Here is a 21320-nt window from a genome sequence, read left to right on the forward strand (position 1 = left end):
AATCTCGCTACGTCCGTCTTTCCGCAACGCCAACACATATTAAGAACAGTATGAGCAAATTAGAACAAACTTGGTTTACCGATTGCTACAAATCGTTAATAGACAGCCCGCTATCACATTGGCTTCAAACGCTGCCGGCACAAATGGACACCTGGCAGCGAACTGCTAAACACGGTGAGTTTGATAAATGGTGCCGTTTACTTTCGAAGCTGCCGACTACGTCGCCGAGTTGTGTTGATTTAGCCTCAAGCGTTTCCATTGGCACCGAAAATGACGTAGATGAATATGTCCAAAAACAAATTGAAGGATTACTAAAGCAGTTTATGCCCTGGAGAAAAGGGCCATTTAATCTTCATGGAATTCATATTGATACAGAGTGGCGTTCGGACTGGAAATGGGATCGCGTAGCACCTCATATTAGTTCGCTGAAAGACCGAAACGTTTTAGACGTAGGTTGTGGTAGTGGTTATCACATGTGGCGCATGCTGGGTGAAGGTGCCAATAACGTAATAGGTATAGATCCTACCCAACTGTTTCTTATTCAGTTTCACGCCATTAAACAATTTATTAGTAAAAGTAGTGCGCCTTCCGAGAATATCCATTTTCTACCGATGGGCATTGAAGACATGCAGCCACTGAGAGCTTTCGACACTGTGTTTTCTATGGGTGTACTTTACCACCGTAAAGACCCAATGGCGTTTCTGCAGCAACTTAAAGACCAGCTAAGAAAAGGTGGCGAACTGGTTCTTGAAACCCTTGTTGTGGATGGTGATGAAAATACAGTATTGATGGCGGGTGAACGCTATGCACAAATGCGAAATGTGTGGTTCTTACCGAGCACTGCAGCCCTCTCTGTTTGGTTAGGCCGTTTAGGCTTTGAAAATATTCGCGTTGTAGATATCAACCACACAACCCTAGATGAGCAGCGCGCAACGCCTTGGATGGAAACGCAATCTTTGAAAGATTTTCTCGATCCGGAAGATATTACTCGCACTATCGAAGGTTACCCTGCACCACAAAGGGCCGTTATTGTCGCTAACAAGAAGTAAGTCGTAAGACCACGCCTCTGTTACCCTATTGGCACAAATGTTGTTATCTTAATCAAGAAGAACGTGCGAATTCTGCATTGATTAAGGTGACAACATGGATATACATGGCTTTCTAACGACGCATCAATTGCCAAGTACCTATGCAGAAACTGCACAAAAATGGTTCACTCCATTATGTGAGCAACTGCTTAAGCACCAAGACGGTGCAACACAACCATTTATCGTGGGCATAAATGGCAGTCAGGGTTCAGGTAAATCAACTCTGACCAGTTTTATCGAGTCCTTCCTTACCTCGGTCCACAACAAAAAAGTGGTATCACTCTCAATTGACGATTTTTACTACGACCAGTCGCAGCGAAATGCGCTAGCAATAAAAGTTCACCCGCTTCTAGCAACTCGTGGTGTACCGGGTACTCATGACATTCCTCTAGCGTTAAATACGTTTCGCAGTTTAGAAAAAGGCACGTGTACATCGCTGCCCCGCTTTAACAAAGCTACAGATAACCCGTTCCCCAAAGAACAGTGGCCTGTAATCGAATCTTCACCCGATTTCATCATACTTGAAGGATGGTGTGTGGGCGCTATTGCGCAAACATCTAGCGAACTTAAACGGCCAGTAAACCACCTTGAAGAAGTAGAGGACCCATTGGGCATTTGGCGCTCTTTTGTAAACACTGAACTAGCAGGCGATTATCAGACGTTGTTCGACAAAATAGACTACCGCATTATGCTAAAAGCACCGAGTTTCGACTGTGTGTATCAATGGCGGTTAGAACAAGAACATAAACTCGCCCAAAAAGCGTTAAAAGATAGCGATGGAGTGATGTCTGATGAAGAAGTGGCAAACTTTGTGCAACACTACCAACGCATCACTGAACACGCATTACGTCACTTGCCTGAAAAGTGCGACACCGTGTTTTATCTAGATGAAACAAGAACGATAACTAAACAGGACGTAAAACGATGACGAAAACGCTTGTTTTCACCGATATGGACGGCACGCTGTTAGACCACCATACCTACTCTTTCGAGGCGGCGAAACCGGCTTTAACGGCATTAGAAAAAAAGGACATTCCCGTTATTCCCACTACCAGCAAAACCTTTGCTGAATTACAACCGCTGCGCGAGAGTATTGGTTTAGACGGGCCTTTTATTATTGAAAATGGCGCCGCTATTTTCATCCCTCATGGCTTTTTCAAACAAAAACCCAGCGGTACGGTTTGGATAGATGGCTACTGGTGTAAGGCGTTTATCTCAAACAAAAATTACTGGATTAAGCTACTTGAAAAAATAGGTAGCGAATTTGACGGCAAGTATAAACAATTCTCAAAAATGTCGATTCAAGAAATTCAGGAATGTACTGGGCTTGACGAAAGGTCAGCGTCACTTGCTGCCAAACGCCAGTTTGGCGAGCCGGTTTTGTGGCTTGGCACTGACGAAGAAAAACAACGCTTTTTAAAGGTAGTAAAAGATCGCGGTGCTTTCCCTCTAGAAGGCGGCCGCTTCATTCATATTTCAGGTAATTGCGATAAAGGCCAGGCTCTCAAGTGGCTGGCCAATGAATATCAAAAGCAACATACCACCAAAGTTAACACTATTGCCCTTGGCGATGGTAAGAACGACGTTGCAATGCTTGAAGCGGCGCACGTCCCCATTCGCATTTTATCCCCGGTAAATCCTCCACCAGCAGTAAAAAAAGAAGAGGTCTATACCAGCACCCTAACCGGCCCTGAAGGCTGGAACGAAATGCTTACTCAATTGCTATCCCTATGATCAGGAGGACACATGGCTGATTTTTATCAAAATGGTGTGGTTACTACGTTACATAACTTAGCTCGTCGTCCTACCGAAGAGCTTGAAGCAGAGCTTCTACAGTTTTCACAGAAGCGCCCTATGGCACTTATTTTACCGTCGCTCTTTTCTGAATTAGAAGGCGACGCACTTCCACATATCGTCAACGAATTAACAGACGTACCCTACTTATCAGAAATTGTCATCGGTCTGGACCGAGCCAATGAAGAGCAGTACAAACACGCACTAAAATTCTTCGGCAAACTTCCTCAGCATCACAGAGTGCTATGGAACGACGGTCCTCGCCTTAAAGCACTTGATGAAGAGCTTCAGGCTCAAGGCTTGGCGCCAAAGGAGTTAGGTAAAGGCCGAAACGTTTGGTACTGCATGGGCTACGTACTAGCATCGAATCGCGCAGAGTCAGTTGCGTTACACGATTGCGATATTGTTACCTATAACAAAGATTTGCTCGCCAAGCTTATCTACCCTGTAGCCAACCCAATGTTTAACTACGAGTTTTGTAAGGGTTACTATGCGCGTGTGGCTAACGGCAAAATTAATGGCCGTGTTTCCCGACTTCTTGTTACGCCATTACTTCGTGCATTAAAACGCATTATGGGAGACAACGAATACTTGGAGTTTATGGATAGCTTCCGCTATCCATTAGCGGGTGAATTTTCGTTTAGACGCGACGTACTAAACGATATTCGCATTCCAAGTGACTGGGGCTTAGAAATTGGTGTGCTGTCTGAAATGCACCGCAACTATTCGCACAACCGCCTGTGTCAGGCAGATATATGTGATATTTACGACCATAAACATCAGGATTTATCGCTTAATAACGACCAAGGTGGTTTGTCTAAAATGTCTATCGACATTACCAAAGCCATTTTCAGAAAACTTGCCACGCAAGGCTATACGTTTAGCAACGAAATGTTCCGCTCAATTAAAGCCACCTATTTCCGTATTGCGCTAGACTTTATAGAAACCTACCACAATGACGCGGTAATGAATGGCTTGAACTTAGACATTCACAGCGAAGAGAAAGCAGTAGAAATGTTTGCCAGTAACATCATGAAAGCGGGGCAAAACTTTTTAGAAAACCCTATGGAAACGCCGTTTATACCAAGCTGGAACCGCGTGACCAGCGCGGTACCCGATATTTTAGAGCGACTATTAGAAGCGGTTGAAGCCGATACTGCAGAATATATGGAGTAAGTAATATGGCATGGGACCATCTCCATGACAAAGTAAAACACCATTTAGAAAGCATTTATGCCGATGTATCGCTTGACGTCTCGTATGAGACGCTAGCGACTGAGTTAATGAACACTATAGGCATTCAGCAGCAAACGGATATTGCTTCACCTCAGTCTCATCACAATTATTGGGATGAAGATGACATTATCATGATTACCTACGGTGATAGTGTCATTGACGAAGGGGAGCGCCCGCTGGTTACGTTAAATAAGTTTTTGCACCGCTACTGCAAGAACACCGTTAATAATGTTCACATCCTGCCCTTCTTTCCGTACAGCTCAGACGATGGGTTTTCGGTTATCGACTACTCTACGGTGAATGAAGCACTAGGGTCATGGGACGATATTGAAGTCATTGCTGAGGATTATGGCTTGATGACCGACCTAGTTATCAATCACTGCTCTGCAAGAAGCGTGTGGTTTGATAACTTTGTGAAGGGTGAAGGACCAGGATCTGACTTTTTCTTCACAGCAGATCCATCCGATGACCTCTCCATGGTAACTCGCCCTCGTGTGTCGCCTTTGCTGCGAGAAACGGAAACCGCCAGCGGTACAAAGCATGTATGGTGCACATTTAGTCACGACCAAGTTGACTTTGACTTTAGAAACCCCAAGGTGTTGTTAGCGTTTATCGATATCATCAAGCTTTATATTGATAAAGGCGCTAAAATCTTTCGCTTAGACGCAGTGGCATTTCTTTGGAAAATTGTAGGTACAAACTGCATTAATCTATTCCAAACCCACGAAGTCATACGTTTGATCCGAACGCTGATTGAACATGTGGATCCTTCCATCATAATCATTACCGAAACCAATATTCCCAACAGGGAAAACCTAACGTACTTTGGTAATGCTAACGAAGCCCATGCTATCTACAACTTTTCGCTTCCGCCGTTACTTGTAAATACATTAGTAACGGGTGATTGTACGTATTTGAAAAGCTGGATGATGAGTATGCCACCGGCGCAAAACGGCACAGCCTACTTTAACTTTATCGCTTCGCACGATGGTATTGGCTTGCGTCCGGCGGAAGGCCTACTGTCAGATGAAGAAATTTCAGAGCTTGTGCATACAATGCAGCACTTTGGCGGCAAGGTGTCGTGGCGCGCTTCTGATCACGGTCAGCAAAAGCCTTACGAGATAAACATCACCCTGTTCGACGCGCTGCAAGGAACCACCAAGGGCCCTGATAAGTATCAAGTGGATCGATTTATTTGTGCTCACGCCATAATGTTAGGTATGGAAGGTATACCAGGAATTTACATTCACAGTTTACTCGGCACATCCAACGATTACGAAAAAGTCGCTAATACAGGACAAAATCGTTCAATCAACAGAAAACGTTGGGACTTTAACGAGTTAGAGGCTCTGTTAGACTCGCCCTTTTCACAGCATCATAAAGTACTCACTCGAATCTCGCAGCTTATACGCATACGTAAAGCGCAGCCCGCATTTCACCCCAATGCAACGCAGTTTACATTGCAGCTTGGTAATCAATTATTTGGCTACTGGCGACAAAGTCTCGATAGAAAGCAAAGTATTTTCTGTATTAGTAATATTTCAGACGAAGAACAAACAATTTTGCTGTCTGACATAAATCTTATTGGCACAGATAATTGGATTGATCTCATCACCCGTGACGAGATAGCCCTTTCTAGTGGTTTCTTACAAATGAAGCCTTATCAAGTGCTTTGGATCAGCAACCAAGATTTTGAATGAATCTTTGAGCTTATAACGCCAGTTGACCAATAAATCTACCGCGGTAAGGATACTGCGGTGTTATGCTTGTCACACGAGTTAGCAAATCAAAAGTTTGTAATGCAAGAAATTAATACCTTTTTTTTCGATTTAGACGGAACCTTGGTAGATTCTGTTCCTGATTTGGCAACAGCGTTAAACCAAACATTAAACGACTACCAATTACCAACGTATAACGAGCAGACAATTAGACACTGGGTTGGAAATGGTGCTCGTGTTCTGGTAGAACGCGGATTGAGCGGCAACGCAAAGATCAGACACCATTACACATCAAACGAGATTGATGCCGCTTTAGAAAAATTTCTGTTCTATTACCGAACGCTAGATACTAAAAGTACAGTGCTGTACGACGGCGTGTTCGCAACACTTCACGCGCTAAAAGAACAAGGGTTCACGCTAGCATTAATCACTAATAAACCTTCGGAATTTATTGAGCCTATTCTTTCTTCGTTCTCAATATTTTCGTTGTTTTCGCTTACCATTGGCGGTGATAGTTTACCGGAAAAAAAGCCTTCTTCCCTTCCCCTTGTGCATGCCTGTGAAAAGCTTGGTGTTTCACCCTCACAGTGTGTAATGGTTGGAGATTCTAAAAATGACATTGTTGCCGCAAAAGCCGCGAACATAAAGAGTATAGGGCTTACCTATGGGTATAACTATGGTGAGAGCATCGCAAAATATAAACCTAACTGGGTTTTCGACGACTTTGAAGAGATATTAACGCTCGCTTCTTAATTCATCTGACATAGCCGTTGATGAAACTTCAATTGCGTCGTTTACGCATACTTTCTTTTATTTCACGCTTTAACCTTTGGTATAAGGCCGCTTTTTCTGTAATATCCGCGTGTTAAATCATTTCATGGAGTTGTTGGTATGTCATCTAAATGGCTTTCACTAGAAGAAGCCCTCACTAAAGCATTAGACGCTGCAAAAGCGATAAACGACGTTGAGCAAGTGAGCATTTTTGACGCCAACAACCGCATCTTGGCCCAAGATGTAACTGCCCACGTTGATGTCCCGCCATGGGATAATTCAGCAATGGATGGCTATGCCGTAAATGCGGAAGATCTTAAACACAGTGATAAACTCAAAGTACAGGGTGTAATTACAGCTGGCATGAGTGCTGATGAGCCGCTTGAAAAAGGCAAAGCATTTAAAATAATGACGGGGGCCCCGGTGCCTGCCAATGCTAACGCCGTTGTAATGGTAGAGAATACCGAAAGTCATGATGGCGCGGTTTTGATCAATAAAATTCCATCGGCGCAAGAGAATATACGTAAAAAGGCCAATGATATCGCCAGTGGCGATACACTAATAAGCAAGGGCACGCGCCTTCACGCCGAACACCTTATGCTGCTGTCCTCCCAAGGAAACAGTAAGGTGGCAGTATTCAGAAAACTTCGCGTTGGTGTAGTCGCGACTGGTTCTGAACTTGCTGCACCTGGCGAACCCTGTAAATCGACACAAATTTTCGAGTCTAATCGCGTTGGTGTAAGCAGCATTTTAAGCAATGAAAACGTAGAGCTTGTTGATTTCGGCATTGTAGAAGACGACGAAGCTTCTTTGCGTAAACTCTTCATTGAGGCGAGCGAGCGTGTAGATGTAATGGTAAGTAGCGGTGGTGTATCTGTGGGCGATGCCGACTATGTAAAAGATATCATCGCTGAATTGGGCACTATCGACTTTTGGAAAGTCGCAGTTAAACCGGGTAAACCCTTTGCTCTGGGTAAAATAAACAACACGTTGTTTTGCGGTTTGCCGGGCAATCCTGTGTCTTCATTTGTTACCGCAAAATTATTGGTTGTGCCTGTTATCAAAAAAATGCAAGGGCAAGTACAACCGCACGAGCAGTTCTTTGTTAACGCTAGCATTACGACACCTCTTAAGCGACGTGCAGGCCGCCGAGACTTTCAGCGTGCAACCATGGTAAGAAATAATCAAGGTGAATGGGAAGTCACACCATTTAGGTCACAAAGCTCTGGCGTTATGACTTCAATCACTTCTGCTAACTGCCTAATGGTAGTACATGAAGATATAAGTGAGTTAAAAGTTGGCGATACGGTTCCGGTTATACCGCTACATTTTTAACAAGTTCGTTGTTGAAACGCTACTTCGTTAAGGCTTTTAAGCTCGTTTTTATTTTCTGCATTTTTATCGCCCTAGGCGACCCATATAGAGACACATTACCGTGAATAAGAAACGCTTTCTTTTAGAAGGAAGAGACATTTTAAAACTAGCATGGCCATTGTTGGTTGCGCAGATTACTCAAATGCTAATGGGCGTTAGCGATACTATTATGGCTGGGCGTTACAGTGCAACCGACATGGCTGCGGTAGCACTTGGATTTAGCATCACTGTGCCACTGCTTTGCTTTATACAGGGTATAGCGCTGGCACTTCCCCCAATCATTTCACGGCTGCAGGGAAACAAAAATTTAAGTGGTATTGCCGACGCAAGTCAGCAAGCTGGTTATCTGGTTTTCTTTGTGGGATTAGCGGTAGCAGGCTTAATTCCATTTACTGAAAGCATAGTCGCGCTGTTCCCTATGGCGCCCGAGCTATTTAGCATTACCGTAGACTACGTACTGTATGTGCTGTTCGCTATGCCTGGATTTGCACTTTACCAATGGCTTAGAAACTATTGTGAAGGCTTGGGTAAAACCAAACCCACTATGATTATTACGGTTATCGGGCTGATGGCGAACATTGTAGGAAACTACCTGTTTATCTATGGTGTAGGCCCATTACCAGCTATGGGCGGTGCGGGTTGTGGTATTGCAACGGCCATTGTGATTTACACTATGCTTATAGCAACCGTTATCTATGTTCGTTTTGCCCCTGCCCTGCAAAAGTACAATTTGTTCGGACAGTTATATAAACCTAACATGGTAACCATAAATCGCACCTTCAAAATGGGCTTACCTATTGCTATGACTATCCTATTTGAAGTGACGCTGTTTTCACTGGTTGCATTGTTATTAGCCCCTTTTGGTGCCACAACGGTAGCGGCCCACCAAGTCGCACTGAACTTCTCGGCCCTGATGTTCATGTTTCCTATGAGTATTGGTATGGCAGCAGCAATTCGCATTGGCTATCGCATAGGGCAAAATAACCCACGACAGGCAAAAATTGCAGCTCGAACCGCTATTCTGATCGGTTTTTTCACCGCTGCGTGTACGGCTAGCTTCACCCTGCTAGCAAAGGGATTCATCATTGGCCTGTACACCAGCGACGAAGCCGTATATACCTTGGCAAATGCGCTATTGATTTATGCGGCGTTATTCCAATTGTCTGATGCGGTTCAGGTGATTTCGGCTAATGCATTACGCGGCTATAAAGACACAACAGCGATGTTTGTTATTACCTTTGTGTCCTACTGGTTAATAGGTCTACCTACAGGCGTTATTTTAGGTAGAACAAACTGGATAACGGCAGAACCAATGGCCGCAGCAGGGTTTTGGATTGGCTTCATTGTAGGATTGAGTGCCGCAGCTGTTATGCTAGGTGCACGCCTTCTTTACATCCAAAGGCCCAGTGCTGTGCATCGTATCGCGAATGCATAATACCAATCCGCATAAGCACGCTGAACGTTTAAACCGTTCAATTGAACCAAAGCAGTTACCCCCTGCTTTTCAGTTTGTCCCAGTCTTGTGGCGTGTCTATATCAAATTGTGCGTTAGGTATAGACACAGCCGTTACCCTACTTAATTTCGCATACTTCCTAATAACCGGCTTGGCTCCCATGTCGCCATTTAACGCTAGCAGTTCACTAAATACCGCTTCAGGAAAGATAGCAGGCACGGTTAATCGACTATTGTTCTCTCCCTGCTTTTGCCATTCACTGCATACTATGTGATTAGGGTTCGCATAAGAAGTGTTGATAAGGTGAACGAAGTCTTGTGTATCAAGACTCGGCAAATCGGCCAACGTGAATAGCACATGAGTAGGTCTTGTACACAAGCCCTTTGCTGTCGGGGACACTGATTTCGACAGTGATGAAAGGCTTAAAAGGTGCGTGAGTCCAGTGCGAATACTTGATGCAAGGCCTTCATCCCAATTAGCGTTGTGTACGATACTGATGGGTAGTTCAGAAACTTTACATGGAGAGTGTTTTAGCTGCGTATTTACGGAATCATGCCATTTACCCGTAACAACAGTAATGGGTAATTCACTGGTTAACGCTAAGTCATCGCGCGCACTAACTACCTCCCCCACACTGTGTTGTATAAGAGAAAGCGCAGAAATTGGGTGTTCCGATAAAAGCTTATTACCCTTGTAGCGAGCGCTCTTTCCGCCCGCCAACACCACAAGTGCTACGGCATAATTTTCCGACTTCAATTCAATATCCGTTATATCAAAGAAATAAAACGTTATACGTCAAAGGGCTTAGCGGCTTCTGCTAAGCCCTTTGATAGCAGCCGTTAACCCTTCAAGCGTTAGCCCATACATTCTGTCTTCCATAATTTCACGAATAATTTTGATAGACGAATAATACGGCCAATAATTCTCAGCTTGCGGATTAAGCCACACTGCGTTGTTAAAGTGGTTCAATAAACGCTGCATCCACACACTGCCCGGTTCTTCATTCCAATGCTCTACGCTGCCCCCTGGGTAGGTAATTTCATAGGGCCCCATGGTAGCGTCACCAACAAAAATAACCTTGTAGTCTTTTCCGTAGCGATGAATGATATCCCAAATAGGAATGCGCTCTTTATTGCGGCGAAGGTTATCTTTCCACACTTCCTCATACACGCAGTTATGAAAGTAAAAGTACTCAAGGTACTTAAACTCACTTTGCACCGCAGAAAAAAGCTCTTGAGTACTTTTCACATGTGGGTCCATAGAGCCTCCCACATCAAAAAACATCAACACTTTTACCGCATTGTGACGCTCTGGTGCCATGTGGATATCGAGTAAGCCACCTTTTTTAGCTGTCTCACCTATGGTCGTTGGCACATCTAGCTGCTCACTGGCGCCGGTGCGAGCAAACTTGCGTAGCTTCCTAAGAGCCACTTTTATGTTACGCGTACCCAGTTCTACATCAGAGCTTAGGTTTTTAAACTCGCGTTTATCCCATACTTTTACTGCCGAAAACTTTCTATTGCCCTTTTGCCCTATTCGCACACCTTCGGGATTATCGCCATAAGCGCCAAACGGGGATGTTCCGCCGGTGCCCACCCATTTATTTCCACCTTGGTGACGCTTTTCTTGTTCTTCTAAGCGCTTTTTCAACGTTTCCATCAGTTCTTCAAGGCCACCGGCTTTACGCAGCGCCTCACGCTCTTCAGGGCTTAAATTTTTTTCGATTTCCTTACGCAGCCATTCTTCAGGGATATCTTTACCGAATAGATCGACAGATTCGACACCTTCAAAATATTCAGCAAACGCCCTGTCGAACTTATCGTACTGCGTTTCGTCCTTCACCATTATGGTACGCGACAAACTGTAGAACGCTTCGATATCGGCATACACCACGTGCTTTTCAAGCGCACTAAGCAAATCCAGCAACTCGCGCAGCGTGGTTTTAACCTGATATTTTCGCAGTGTATAAAAAAACTGAATAAGCATTAGCGACGCGCCATAAAGACCAGTTTTTCAAACAAATGTATGTCTTGTTCGTTTTTAAGTAGTGCCCCGTAAAGTGGAGGAATAGCAGCTTTTCCGTCTTTTGAGTGAAGCGCTTCTGGTGGAATATCTTCGGCAACCAAGAGCTTAAGCCAGTCGATAAGTTCAGAGGTAGAAGGCTTTTTCTTAAGCCCTGGTACTTCGCGAATTTCAAAGAAGGCCTTTAACGCTTCATCAAGCAGCTTTTTCTTTAAATCTGGGAAATGTACGTTAACGATTTCTTGCATTTCCTCTGGATTCGGGAACTGAATGTAGTGGAAGAAACAACGGCGCAAGAAAGCATCTGGCAGCTCTTTTTCGTTGTTCGATGTAATAATAACAATAGGACGCTGCTTCGCGACTACACGTTCCTGCGTTTCATAAACGAAGAACTCCATCTTATCGAGCTCTAGCAGCAAGTCGTTGGGAAACTCAATGTCAGCTTTATCAATTTCATCAATTAATAGTACCGGGCGCTTTTCTGCGCTAAAGGCTTCCCATAATTTACCTTTTACGATGTAGTTGCTTATATCGTGAACGCGATCATCACCAAGTTGAGAGTCGCGAAGGCGTGACACTGCGTCGTATTCGTACAAACCTTGCTGTGCTTTAGTGGTTGATTTAATGTGCCACTGAATTAGTTCGGTGCCTAAACTCTCGGCCAATTCTTCAGCAAGCATGGTTTTACCTGTGCCCGGCTCGCCTTTAATTAAAAGCGGACGCTCTAGCGTAATAGCTGCGTTAACCGCCAGCTGTAAGTCTTTGGTTGCGATATAATTAGACGTGCCACTAAAAGCCATTATTGTTGTACTCCGTATAATTTTTCGTCTTTGCAATTTTAACTATAATATCAAGGCCTTCTCATGATTGCCCATAGATATAACATATAGCTAAAAAGCACTTTGCATTTTACTGATTGGGACCAATGATATAAGGGTATGACGAAATCCCCTAATTCAGGCTGTGAATTATTAACTATCACACGCGTTGAATTATTAACTATTAAAAAGGTCGTACAGATCACGACAGACGGGGTTTCCTATAAAATAAGGAACGAGGTAAGGATTTATAATGAACGTATTTGACGACAATTCCCTATCTATTGGCCGCACGCCACTAGTTAAGCTAAATCGCGTAACATCAGGTAATGTGTACGCAAAAATTGAATCGCGTAACCCAAGCTTCAGCGTTAAGTGCCGTATTGGCGCAAACATGATTTGGGATGCTGAAAAGCGCGGTGTCCTTACCGAAGGTAAAGAAATTGTAGAGCCGACCAGTGGTAACACAGGTATCGCTTTGGCGTTTGTTGCAGCGTCTCGCGGTTATAAGCTAACGCTAACCATGCCTAGCAGCATGAGCCTTGAGCGTCGCAAACTTCTAAAAGCTTTGGGCGCAAACCTTGTCCTTACTGAAGCGCCTAAGGGCATGAAAGGTGCCGTTGCCGCTGCACAAGAAATTGTGGCATCAGATCCAGACAAATACGTATTGCTTCAACAGTTCGACAACCCGGCTAACCCGGCTATTCACGAAAAAACCACTGGCCCTGAAATTTGGGAAGATACAGACGGTAAAGTAGATGCATTCGTAGCTGGTGTAGGTACGGGCGGTACTATCACGGGTGTAAGTCGCTACCTTAAAAATACGAAAGGTAAAGCGATCACTTCAATTGCTGTTGAGCCAACAGACTCTCCAGTAATTACCCAAGCGCTTGCGGGCGAAGAATTAACCCCTGGCCCACACAAAATTCAAGGTATTGGCGCAGGTTTCATTCCAGGTAACCTAGACCTAGACCTAATTGACGAAGTTGAGCAAGTTACCAACGAAGAATGTATGGACATGGCGCGCAAGCTAATGACCGACGAGGGTATTCTTGCAGGTATTTCTTCTGGTGCAGCCGTTGTTGCCGCTAAGCGTTTTGCTGAACGCCCAGAAAACAAAGACAAAGTGGTTGTAGTACTTCTAGCAAGCGGCACAGAACGTTACCTAAGTAGCCCTCTGTTTGCTGGTGCGTTCGACGAACAAGAAGAAGTTCAATAACCACCAAAATGTTTCAATCATTTAAAAACGAGGCCTAGTGCCTCGTTTTTTTATGCCTACTCTCTTCTGTTTCTCCTGAAGTTTCATGAACACAAACACCTGAGTTTTACGCTCTATTACTTTGCTTTTGTGCGCAATATTGTGAATAATCAAAGCATAGATTAGCGAAGCGGCGAGCACATTGACTTCGTTGAGATATAAAACTATCAATAAGAAACGGACCTCTTTACATTAAGGTAATCCAAATGAAAACGCGTATGTGGTACGCCCTATTCGGGCTTTTTACAGTGTTGATTTTATCCGCTTGCGGTAAAAAGGAAGAAGGCATCGGGCGGTACGGCATGCTTGATGAAAGTACCCCTGAGTACACCACCGTAGCGTTTCTCAAAAGTGTTTATGAAGATGACAACCTTGATACAGCAATTCGCCTATCAAGCGAAAAACTGTCTCGTATATTAACGAGATATCACACTAACAGTAACGTTCAGCGCCACCTCTTAAACCTTAAATATGACACCGTCACCATCACGCCTCAAAGTGCAGGCCGAGTTGGCCGCAACGAGTTCGCAGAAAAATCGACAATCACCGTATTTTTAAGTGGAACATACAACGACGATAAAATTGAAGACTTGCGTAGCCTAGACTTGATTAAAGAAGACGGTGAATGGAAGGTTAATAAAATTCATCCAGATGCCTATTTATAACGTGTAGATAAACGCTGTTTTTATGGCCAGCAACGTAGCTTTTTACAAATGAAGAAAATAAAAAAGATGTTTTCCGGCTTTTATGCTTAAAGGCATTTATTTTTTGTTCAAAGTATTGTTTTAGGATAACAATTTTAAAACGCTCATAAGTGATATACGGATAGTTTCCACCTTACATAAAGGATTTTTTCTGTACATTAAATTGTTATAAGACATGGAAATGACGACTCTACAATTTAGCTTTCTAGTTTTTTGGATATTCCTTCTAGCTTTTTCATTGTTTGCCATTCGTAACTCAAAAAGCATGAAACCAAAAAGTAAATTCTTCGTGTACGTAGTAGTCTTTTTAGTGCCAGTCGTGGGCGGACTATTAATTTTGTTCATGCTATATCTCGATAACGATCTCTTTTGGCAAAACAGCGCATCCCAGGACAATATGTGGATTGCTAAGAAAGAACTAGAAAGCTCCGATCATGGAGACATCGAGTAGTGTCTTATAACAAGGCGCTCAAGTCGCCCACTGCGTGGGCTGGGACAAAAACACAATGCGGCTTCGCCATTATCGCATTGTATTTTTGCCCCTTAGCTTAGTGTTATGCACTTACGGACACATTGAATGGACTCAGACATTGAATTAAATATCAGCTTTAGATTCTTTTCGCTTACAGAAGAATTATCCAACGAAATCAAATCAAGCCTTAAAGCCTCATCTTGTAGACCTAATAAAAAATTAGGTGGTTTTGTAGTGTGCGTTCCTCTGACACCATCTTCACTGGAATTTATAGGAAGTTTTGTAACTTCTAATTGTGTAGAAGTAGAGAATACAGATATCTTCGTTTCATTTGTTACTGAGTACGATTCAAGAGTCATTGATCTGCCAAATATTATCACTAAAGCTTCTTTTTCTATTGGCTCACCAGTTACACTCTCATATACGGTGGTTTAGGTGCATAACAACTCAATAAACTCACTCACTTCGTTCGCTGGGACGCATACACGCAGGGCTGCTTCGCTATTATGCCCAACGTGCCTGCGCCCGTTATTGAAAAGTGCGTTCGCTGGGACGCATACATGCGGGGCGGCTTCGCCATTATGCCCCACATGCCTGCGCCCCTTATTTAAAAGTTATGTATCAAGATGAACATGCAAAATAAACTCTTTTTTGTCGCTTTAATATTAGTAGCCGTTTTTTCGTTCTTAGCAGGTAAATATTTTACACATTCAAAAAAGAGCTCAGAATACATAGATGCGTTAGTTACGACTGTCAATTTGTCTTCAGATCGTTGGAATGAAATCAAGCTTCTTACTGTTTTATATGAGGCCTCATTACAGGACAAGGAAACGGCTAAGTTTCAATATGTTCTTGCAGTGTCGCTCATGTTTCGTGACGATATTCGGCTGAGAGATATCTATAAAAATGACTATGGTTTAAATACCGGAACTTACAGTACCAATAACGCCGTCATTGAGTCTTTGAAAAAACATGGATTTACAGAGTGCGCTAATCTAAAAGGAGCAGATTTAGTCCAATGCAACTTGGATGTTTTAGAGAATGATGCATAACAACTCAATAAACTCTCTCACTTCGTTCGCTGGGACGCATACACGCAGGGCGGCTTCGCCATTATGCCCTACGTGACTGCGCCCGTTATTGAAAAGTTATATGCTTTTGAGGAATTCATGCTATCTATCGCTGAACAAAACAAAGAAGTGCATGTGAAGTCTTACTGTCAGAGTTGGTTAAGGCTGCTCTCTCTACAAAAGTTCAACGAAGCCCAGAAACTATTGGATTGTCCAAACAGCTACGGAGAAACTTGGACAGAAGCCAAATTAAAGTTTGCTGTTCAGGAATATTACAACAATACATCGCCAGTAACATTCCAAAATGAAGACCTTTCCAAATGTTTTCCTGAATATTTGGAAACCGAATCTGGAAACCTAATTTTTGGTTTCTATCTTCCGTCTAATAGTGAGATTACGGATTTAACAGTGGAGTTTGAGTTTATCCCGCAAGGTAATGGATTTTATGCAGCGACTATCAACGACGTCCATGTGTTGTAATAGGCACGCATATAACAAATCAATAAACTCGCTCACTTCGTTCGCTGGGACGCATACACGCAGGGCGGATTCGCCATTATGCCCTACGTGCCTGCGCCCGTTATTGAAAAGTTATCTGCAAGAATGAAAAGCATACTTTATTTCGTTGTTTTAATTGTATCTTTTGGACCATCTGCGATTTTACTAACCCTTGGGGTTATATTTAGTCCCGTTTGGCTCTACCAGCTATTCGAGAGTAAAATGGCAACGCTGATCCCCTTCCTAATAGTATTAGCTGGTCTTTTAGGCTTTTGGGGGATGCTCGCACTTAACAACCTGACACTTTATCCGCATAAAACAGATACTCCGCCTAGTCGATTAATTGTTTATCTATCTTTAGGCTGTATAGCGTCATTTACTGCAACTGTTTTTGCGGCATATATAGATTGGCTTTTTGCTATTGCTATGTTTCTACCAATTCCAGTAACCGCTTGTCTTACATATCGCAATAGAGCATATTTCCATAAGCAGGTTTGCAGCTAACAAACAACTGTTGGCGCTCACTGCGTTCGCTGGGACACAAACACATGGGCTCCCTTCGCTTCGCTCGTTATTTTAGCCCATGTATTTGTGCCCCAAAGTTGGGCGTTATACGCAGGACTTACCCAAACTTAGTGGACATCTCCTATAGTTAGATAAGAGGTGACTTATGGCTAATAAAAAGAAGGTTCATGCTTACACTGAAGAGTTTCGTAAAGAGGCTGTTCGTCGAGCAGATCAAAAAGGTAACTCCAACCAATCCGTAGCCGCAGAGCTGGGGATTTCCGCACAACAAATCTACAACTGGCGTCGACAGTTCAAGCGCTGTGGGGGTCATCAATTCTCAACCATTCAAGGTGTGAAGTTTCATCAAGAAGACTCTGACGAAGTGCAAGCTCTCAAGCGTCAGCTGGCTGACCTTAAAGAAGAGAATGCGTTTTTAAAAAAGGCTGCCGCGTACTTTGCGAGCGACCAAGAGTAAAGTACGCGCTCATTAAAGTGTATGCGGGGCAGTTCAGAGTAACGGTGATGTGTCGGGCACTCAAAGTGTCTCGTTCTGGCTATTACAAGTACCTTATGCGAGGTATTCCCGCGCATCAGCAGCGTCGCAAACAACTGCGTGAGCATACCATGGCGCTCTTTGAAAAGTACCAAAAGCGTTATGGTGCACCCAGGTTAACACGCGCCTTGAAAGCTGAGAACGTCCCCTGCTGCGTTAATACCATTGCGAAAATCATGCAGCAACTACAGTTACGTGCTCGTAACGGTAGAGCGTTTAGATACTCGCAATATAGTCACAGTAATGTGCGCGTGAGTGAAAACGTTTTGCGCCGACAATTTGTAGCAACAAAGCCCAATACAAAGTGGGTCACTGACATCACTTACATTCGATTTAAAGGCCAATGGCATTACTTGGCTACCGTGATGGATTTGTACTCAAGAGCCATTGTTGGCTGGGCATTTGATAGTCATATGACCGAAGAACTCATTATACGCGCACTTAATATGGCGATTAGCCGACGAGACATAGAGCCTGGGTTAATCATTCACTCCGACAGAGGTGTTCAATATCGCTCTGTGCGATACCAAGACCTGATAATGAGCATCGGTGCTGTGTCCAGCATGAGCAGAAGGAGCAACTGCTGGGACAATGCAGTTATGGAGTCTTTCTTCAGTCGTATGAAAGTCGAACTCATATACGGGGAGAAATTCAACTCGCTTCAGGAAATCAAATCTTGTATCTTCGAATACATCGAAATTTTTTATAATCGCGTGCGTCAGCATTCTACATTGGGCTATGTCAGCCCATATGAATACGAAGCAACTTACGCTTAACATGGATGTCCACTTTTAGTGGGTAAGACCAGCACAAGGAAGTATTGAATGAAACATAAGATTATTTGTTCACTATTCTCAATAGCCATTTTTACTTCGGGATTATTTCTCGGCGCATATATCAGTACGTCGGCGGGCGCTAGTTCAAACTCTACAGAGTTATATAGCAGCATTATTCATCTTTCTTCTGTTCATCAACAAATAGAAAATGGTGAATTAGAAAACGCAAAACAAGCCATCTGTAGTTTCGTCAGAACACGCATCGAATTACTAGAGCTTGGCCATCAAATTCTTAACGAAAATAGGGCCAAGGAAGTAATGGTTCTAAAACAAAGTATGGAGAAAATGCTTTCAAACACATCGCAAGCCAGCACTTCGTTAGCTGAAACTTGTGTTTAACGAGGCGCTTAACGCGTTCCCTTTGGTCACTGGGACAGTAACGCAACGGCACTTCGTAGATATGTCGCTACGTCACTGCCTCAAAGCTTAGCGTTATATCGCGGGATAGTTCGATGGAAGACAAGTACTTAGTTATTTACGATGGGGTGTGTAACTTCTGTAATGGAGCAGTTGCCTTTATTTTGAAGCGCGACAAAACTGAACGTTTTATATTCTCACCAATGCAATCAGAATATGCTCAAGAAGTTATCGAACGTTACAAAGTTGATACTGTAGGTGTTGATACTTTTATGTTAGTTAAGAACGGAAACGTTTTTCTTTGGTCTGACGCTGCACTAGAAATCGCAAAAGACTTAACTGGGTTCTGGTTTTTATTCGGTGTAACTAAAATCTTGCCGCGTTCTTTTAGAGACTTCTTCTACAGAATTTTTGCTCGCAACCGTATTAAGCTTTTCGGTGGTACAAAGCATTGTCAAATACCCGATAAAAAGGTCTTAGGGAGGTTCAGAGGTCTTGCGATGTAACAAACAAATAAAGCCGTTCCCGTTGGTCACTAGAAGGCATACACGCGGGGCGGCTTCGCCATTATGCTCAGCGCATATGCGCCTCTTAGCTTAATGTTAGAAGCTTCTGAGAAATCAATGGCTAAATCAGAAATAAGACGATTCTTAAAAGAGATCCGCACTAAGTTTCCTGACGTTGTTCCTCTTATGGAAAAACATGAAAATTGGGCACTCACATTTCTAATGGGAGAGTTTGCAAATTTGACGACTATTTTGTTAAACCAAGGCGACTTAGAAGAAGCACTTGAGCAGTTGCAGTACATGAGCGAGAAACTAGATACTGCAACCGAAGCAGAATTCGAGTACATAGATGTATATTATACAGAGCACTTATTCTGGAAAGGTACCAAAGAAGGTATTGAACGTGGCTGGCCTCTCGTCCCAGATAATCTCAAAAAACTGTACTTGGACTTTCATGGTAAACCACCTAGGGTAGTGGTTTAGATAAGGTTGAGGGAAGTACAATTTTACAAAGTACGATTGATGGCTTTTGTGAAACTCAGCGCTCTAAAGATGTCTTTAAAAAATTAAGACGTTTTATATCCAATAAAGCGATTAAAAAGTCTGGTGTTCTATTTTTCCCTGAGGCTTACGATAACCTGAAAAATGGTTGGCGATTAACCCCAATTCTAACTGGTGTGCCTGAGTTAGATGTTAAGCTTGAACCTTACAGTTAAGAGTGTTTTAAACATAACAAACGCTTTAACCAAGGGACGAAAAACAGCAAGCTTGCGCTCCTTCGTCGCTAATTTTAGCCTGCTATTTTGCGCCAGTTTAGCTAGGCGGTATGCATCAAGGTAAATAATGAATCGAGCGCCCCTTTCAAAAGAACCAGTTAACCTATTTATTCTTTTAAAGATGGCTTACACCGATTCTTTGGGTGCCAATGTGCTGAACAGGCATCTGAGCAGACTGCTCAAGCAACTGTTTTAAAATTGGAGCTAACTATCCGTTTTCTCCATTCAAAAGTAAGTTATTTGGAAAATGCGTAAACTAATTCCAAGACAGGCATTTCTAAGTACTAGACCTAGATTAACTTTATAAAACGCGTTCACTAAGTTAAGAGGCAAGGAGACAATATGCATCTCGCTCAATTGAATATTGGAAAAGTCAGGTTTAACTTGGAGTCCCCCGAAATGGCGGACTTTGTAAATAACCTAGACCCTATCAACGCCATTGCTGAACAAAGTCCAGGATTTATCTGGCGTTTGAAAGACGAATCAGGTGATGCCACTAATATAGAGGTAGAAAATAACCCAGATATCATTGTTAACATGTCTGTTTGGGAAAGCGTAGAGTCCCTTAAGAACTTCATGTTCAAGACGCATCACATTGATTTCCTTAAGCGTAAAAAAGAGTGGTTTTTGCCCTTAAGCGAAGCATCTTATGTGCTTTGGTGGATACCGAAGGGTCATATTCCAACCCTTCAGGAAGCTATCACTAAATTAGACCATCTTCGAGAAAATGGAGAATCTCAGGATGCATTTAGTTTTAAAAGTAGTTACCCCAAGCCTGAATTGGAGAATCATTGATGTTTCCAAGGTCAGAAGGCACACTAGTAAGAAGCTCGAACTGGCCGTTGAAATACGTAAGCACGGATCCCGACACGTAGATTCTAATTTTCGCACACGAGTTTCACATCTTAGATGGCTGCCGTGTTCTCTATTAGATAGTTTAATAAGAAAGGATATTTTATGAACTTATCGTTTTTACTTGTACTTTTTATCTCTTTTTTCACAATAAATATCCTACCTTGGGTTCTAGCACTTATATCTAAAAAGGCTTCTGGTAATAACAAGGTCATCTGGTTCTTGATGTCGTTTTTATTATCATGGCTAGGCTTTATCGTTTATTACTATCTTGTGATTAAGCCAGAATGGAAAGCTGAGTTAGAAAGAAAAAAATCAAAAAGAATACTCAGAAATGAAAATGGAATGCCTATTAAAATGTATGAGCAATCTTAAGGTTAAAATTGACACGCATTTTATCAACGCTTATATGTAGATGAACACTAGTGATAGCCTAAATCTATATTTTGAAAATTCACGAAGGAACGACAATGCCTATAAAAAAATGGACTTTACAATACCTAGTCGCATTTCCCTTGCTGGCCACTATTTTTGCCAGTGTTCAATACTTTAAAGGCCAGTCTTTTTCCTACTCTCTTGAATTCGGGGTTACATGGGCTTTTATATCTATTTCTATATTTGCAGCTCGCCGCATTTACAATTTTAAAAAGCGGATC

General features: G+C 42.9%; 24 protein-coding genes. 21 read left to right on the forward strand and 3 right to left on the reverse strand.

All coding sequences use genetic code 11. From position 1 onward, the window contains the following. Positions 1-50 precede the first annotated feature (50 nt). From cmoB to MASE_RS10330, 8 genes are all read left to right on the forward strand, one after another. Complete coding sequence (gene cmoB, locus MASE_RS10295; protein WP_014949679.1) at positions 51-1049, forward strand: tRNA 5-methoxyuridine(34)/uridine 5-oxyacetic acid(34) synthase CmoB; 999 nt, start codon at positions 51-53, stop codon at positions 1047-1049. A gap of 94 nt (positions 1050-1143) precedes the next feature. Further along, complete coding sequence (locus MASE_RS10300) at positions 1144-2016, forward strand: kinase (protein WP_014949680.1); 873 nt, start codon at positions 1144-1146, stop codon at positions 2014-2016. Beyond that, positions 2013-2822, forward strand: a complete 810-nt coding sequence (locus MASE_RS10305) for an HAD-IIB family hydrolase (RefSeq protein WP_014949681.1) — start codon at positions 2013-2015, stop codon at positions 2820-2822. Before MASE_RS10300 ends, MASE_RS10305 begins: the two co-directional genes overlap by 4 nt. 12 nt (positions 2823-2834) lie before the next feature. Further along, positions 2835-4058 carry a glycosyltransferase family protein gene (locus tag MASE_RS10310; protein ID WP_014949682.1) on the forward strand — a complete coding sequence of 408 codons (1224 nt, stop codon included), beginning with the start codon at positions 2835-2837 and terminating at the stop codon, positions 4056-4058. Positions 4059-4063: 5 nt separating this feature from the next. Continuing rightward, a complete protein-coding gene (locus MASE_RS10315; protein WP_014949683.1) occupies positions 4064-5818 on the forward strand; it encodes a sugar phosphorylase in 1755 nt (584 codons plus the stop codon). Positions 5819-5917: 99 nt separating this feature from the next. Further along, positions 5918-6589: a phosphoglycolate phosphatase gene (locus MASE_RS10320; protein WP_232362753.1), complete on the forward strand. Its 672-nt coding sequence runs from the start codon at positions 5918-5920 to the stop codon at positions 6587-6589. Positions 6590-6727: 138 nt separating this feature from the next. Then, the gene (gene moeA / locus MASE_RS10325) at positions 6728-7942 is read left to right on the forward strand and encodes a molybdopterin molybdotransferase MoeA (RefSeq protein ID WP_014949685.1); all 1215 of its coding nucleotides are present in this window, start codon (positions 6728-6730) and stop codon (positions 7940-7942) included. Between the two features lie 100 nt (positions 7943-8042). Further along, on the forward strand, positions 8043-9416 hold the full coding sequence (locus MASE_RS10330) for an MATE family efflux transporter (RefSeq protein WP_014949686.1): 1374 nt from the start codon (positions 8043-8045) through the stop codon (positions 9414-9416). 55 nt (positions 9417-9471) lie between these two features. Here the strand turns inward: MASE_RS10330 and MASE_RS10335 are convergent, their stop codons facing one another. From MASE_RS10335 to MASE_RS10345, 3 genes are read right to left on the reverse strand one after another with little or no spacing between them, the layout of a single operon-like run. Continuing rightward, positions 9472-10191 (reverse strand): nucleotidyltransferase family protein, encoded by a 720-nt coding sequence (locus MASE_RS10335; protein WP_014949687.1) that lies wholly within the window; start codon positions 10189-10191, stop codon positions 9472-9474. A 48-nt stretch (positions 10192-10239) separates the two neighbouring features. Then, on the reverse strand, positions 10240-11421 hold the full coding sequence (locus tag MASE_RS10340; RefSeq protein WP_014949688.1) for a vWA domain-containing protein: 1182 nt from the start codon (positions 11419-11421) through the stop codon (positions 10240-10242). Beyond that, positions 11421-12257 (reverse strand): AAA family ATPase, encoded by an 837-nt coding sequence (locus MASE_RS10345; protein ID WP_014949689.1) that lies wholly within the window; start codon positions 12255-12257, stop codon positions 11421-11423. The genes MASE_RS10340 and MASE_RS10345 overlap by 1 nt, the downstream gene beginning before the upstream one ends. Before the next feature lie 271 nt (positions 12258-12528). Between MASE_RS10345 and cysK the strand changes: the two genes are divergently transcribed. The 13 genes from cysK (at position 12529) to MASE_RS10420 (ending at position 21039) form a co-directional block, all read left to right on the forward strand. Beyond that, positions 12529-13494, forward strand: coding sequence for a cysteine synthase A (gene cysK, locus MASE_RS10350; protein ID WP_014949690.1), 966 nt, complete (start codon positions 12529-12531; stop codon positions 13492-13494). Positions 13495-13739: 245 nt separating this feature from the next. Further along, positions 13740-14198, forward strand: a complete 459-nt coding sequence (locus MASE_RS10360) for a nuclear transport factor 2 family protein (protein ID WP_014949692.1) — start codon at positions 13740-13742, stop codon at positions 14196-14198. A gap of 616 nt (positions 14199-14814) precedes the next feature. Continuing rightward, positions 14815-15144, forward strand: a complete 330-nt coding sequence (locus MASE_RS10370) for a hypothetical protein (RefSeq protein WP_014949694.1) — start codon at positions 14815-14817, stop codon at positions 15142-15144. Between the two features lie 197 nt (positions 15145-15341). Further along, on the forward strand, positions 15342-15761 hold the full coding sequence (locus MASE_RS10375) for a hypothetical protein (RefSeq protein WP_085929483.1): 420 nt from the start codon (positions 15342-15344) through the stop codon (positions 15759-15761). A gap of 63 nt (positions 15762-15824) precedes the next feature. Continuing rightward, positions 15825-16259 (forward strand): hypothetical protein, encoded by a 435-nt coding sequence (locus tag MASE_RS10380; protein ID WP_014949697.1) that lies wholly within the window; start codon positions 15825-15827, stop codon positions 16257-16259. A gap of 78 nt (positions 16260-16337) precedes the next feature. After that, positions 16338-16781 carry a hypothetical protein gene (locus MASE_RS10385; RefSeq protein ID WP_014949698.1) on the forward strand — a complete coding sequence of 148 codons (444 nt, stop codon included), beginning with the start codon at positions 16338-16340 and terminating at the stop codon, positions 16779-16781. A gap of 166 nt (positions 16782-16947) precedes the next feature. Further along, positions 16948-17259 carry a transposase gene (locus MASE_RS10390; protein WP_014949699.1) on the forward strand — a complete coding sequence of 104 codons (312 nt, stop codon included), beginning with the start codon at positions 16948-16950 and terminating at the stop codon, positions 17257-17259. 11 nt (positions 17260-17270) lie between these two features. Further along, entirely contained in the window at positions 17271-18113 is an 843-nt protein-coding gene (locus MASE_RS10395) for an IS3 family transposase (RefSeq protein ID WP_041693506.1), read from the forward strand. Between the two features lie 48 nt (positions 18114-18161). Continuing rightward, the gene (locus MASE_RS10400) at positions 18162-18512 is read left to right on the forward strand and encodes a hypothetical protein (protein WP_014949701.1); all 351 of its coding nucleotides are present in this window, start codon (positions 18162-18164) and stop codon (positions 18510-18512) included. A 113-nt stretch (positions 18513-18625) separates the two neighbouring features. Then, positions 18626-19036, forward strand: coding sequence for a thiol-disulfide oxidoreductase DCC family protein (locus MASE_RS10405; RefSeq protein WP_014949702.1), 411 nt, complete (start codon positions 18626-18628; stop codon positions 19034-19036). Between the two features lie 117 nt (positions 19037-19153). Beyond that, positions 19154-19519 (forward strand): DUF7674 family protein, encoded by a 366-nt coding sequence (locus tag MASE_RS10410; protein WP_041693755.1) that lies wholly within the window; start codon positions 19154-19156, stop codon positions 19517-19519. Between the two features lie 635 nt (positions 19520-20154). Further along, positions 20155-20607 (forward strand): DUF3291 domain-containing protein, encoded by a 453-nt coding sequence (locus tag MASE_RS10415; RefSeq protein WP_014949704.1) that lies wholly within the window; start codon positions 20155-20157, stop codon positions 20605-20607. Between the two features lie 162 nt (positions 20608-20769). After that, complete coding sequence (locus MASE_RS10420; protein ID WP_014949705.1) at positions 20770-21039, forward strand: hypothetical protein; 270 nt, start codon at positions 20770-20772, stop codon at positions 21037-21039. Positions 21040-21320: the final 281 nt, after the last annotated feature.

Origin of the sequence: Alteromonas macleodii ATCC 27126 (assembly GCF_000172635.2) — a bacterium.
GTDB lineage: Bacteria > Pseudomonadota > Gammaproteobacteria > Enterobacterales > Alteromonadaceae > Alteromonas > Alteromonas macleodii.

Coding starts and splice junctions, on each gene's coding strand:
- cmoB (WP_014949679.1), top strand. CDS start 51: ATGAGCAAATTAGAACAAACTTGGTTTACCGATTGCTACAAATCGTTA.
- MASE_RS10300 (WP_014949680.1), top strand. CDS start 1,144: ATGGATATACATGGCTTTCTAACGACGCATCAATTGCCAAGTACCTAT.
- MASE_RS10305 (WP_014949681.1), top strand. CDS start 2,013: ATGACGAAAACGCTTGTTTTCACCGATATGGACGGCACGCTGTTAGAC.
- MASE_RS10310 (WP_014949682.1), top strand. CDS start 2,835: ATGGCTGATTTTTATCAAAATGGTGTGGTTACTACGTTACATAACTTA.
- MASE_RS10315 (WP_014949683.1), top strand. CDS start 4,064: ATGGCATGGGACCATCTCCATGACAAAGTAAAACACCATTTAGAAAGC.
- MASE_RS10320 (WP_232362753.1), top strand. CDS start 5,918: ATGCAAGAAATTAATACCTTTTTTTTCGATTTAGACGGAACCTTGGTA.
- moeA (WP_014949685.1), top strand. CDS start 6,728: ATGTCATCTAAATGGCTTTCACTAGAAGAAGCCCTCACTAAAGCATTA.
- MASE_RS10340 (WP_014949688.1), bottom strand. CDS start 11,421: ATGCTTATTCAGTTTTTTTATACACTGCGAAAATATCAGGTTAAAACC.
- MASE_RS10345 (WP_014949689.1), bottom strand. CDS start 12,257: ATGGCTTTTAGTGGCACGTCTAATTATATCGCAACCAAAGACTTACAG.
- cysK (WP_014949690.1), top strand. CDS start 12,529: ATGAACGTATTTGACGACAATTCCCTATCTATTGGCCGCACGCCACTA.
- MASE_RS10360 (WP_014949692.1), top strand. CDS start 13,740: ATGAAAACGCGTATGTGGTACGCCCTATTCGGGCTTTTTACAGTGTTG.
- MASE_RS10370 (WP_014949694.1), top strand. CDS start 14,815: ATGGACTCAGACATTGAATTAAATATCAGCTTTAGATTCTTTTCGCTT.
- MASE_RS10375 (WP_085929483.1), top strand. CDS start 15,342: ATGCAAAATAAACTCTTTTTTGTCGCTTTAATATTAGTAGCCGTTTTT.
- MASE_RS10380 (WP_014949697.1), top strand. CDS start 15,825: ATGCCCTACGTGACTGCGCCCGTTATTGAAAAGTTATATGCTTTTGAG.
- MASE_RS10385 (WP_014949698.1), top strand. CDS start 16,338: ATGCCCTACGTGCCTGCGCCCGTTATTGAAAAGTTATCTGCAAGAATG.
- MASE_RS10390 (WP_014949699.1), top strand. CDS start 16,948: ATGGCTAATAAAAAGAAGGTTCATGCTTACACTGAAGAGTTTCGTAAA.
- MASE_RS10400 (WP_014949701.1), top strand. CDS start 18,162: ATGAAACATAAGATTATTTGTTCACTATTCTCAATAGCCATTTTTACT.
- MASE_RS10405 (WP_014949702.1), top strand. CDS start 18,626: ATGGAAGACAAGTACTTAGTTATTTACGATGGGGTGTGTAACTTCTGT.
- MASE_RS10410 (WP_041693755.1), top strand. CDS start 19,154: ATGGCTAAATCAGAAATAAGACGATTCTTAAAAGAGATCCGCACTAAG.
- MASE_RS10415 (WP_014949704.1), top strand. CDS start 20,155: ATGCATCTCGCTCAATTGAATATTGGAAAAGTCAGGTTTAACTTGGAG.
- MASE_RS10420 (WP_014949705.1), top strand. CDS start 20,770: ATGAACTTATCGTTTTTACTTGTACTTTTTATCTCTTTTTTCACAATA.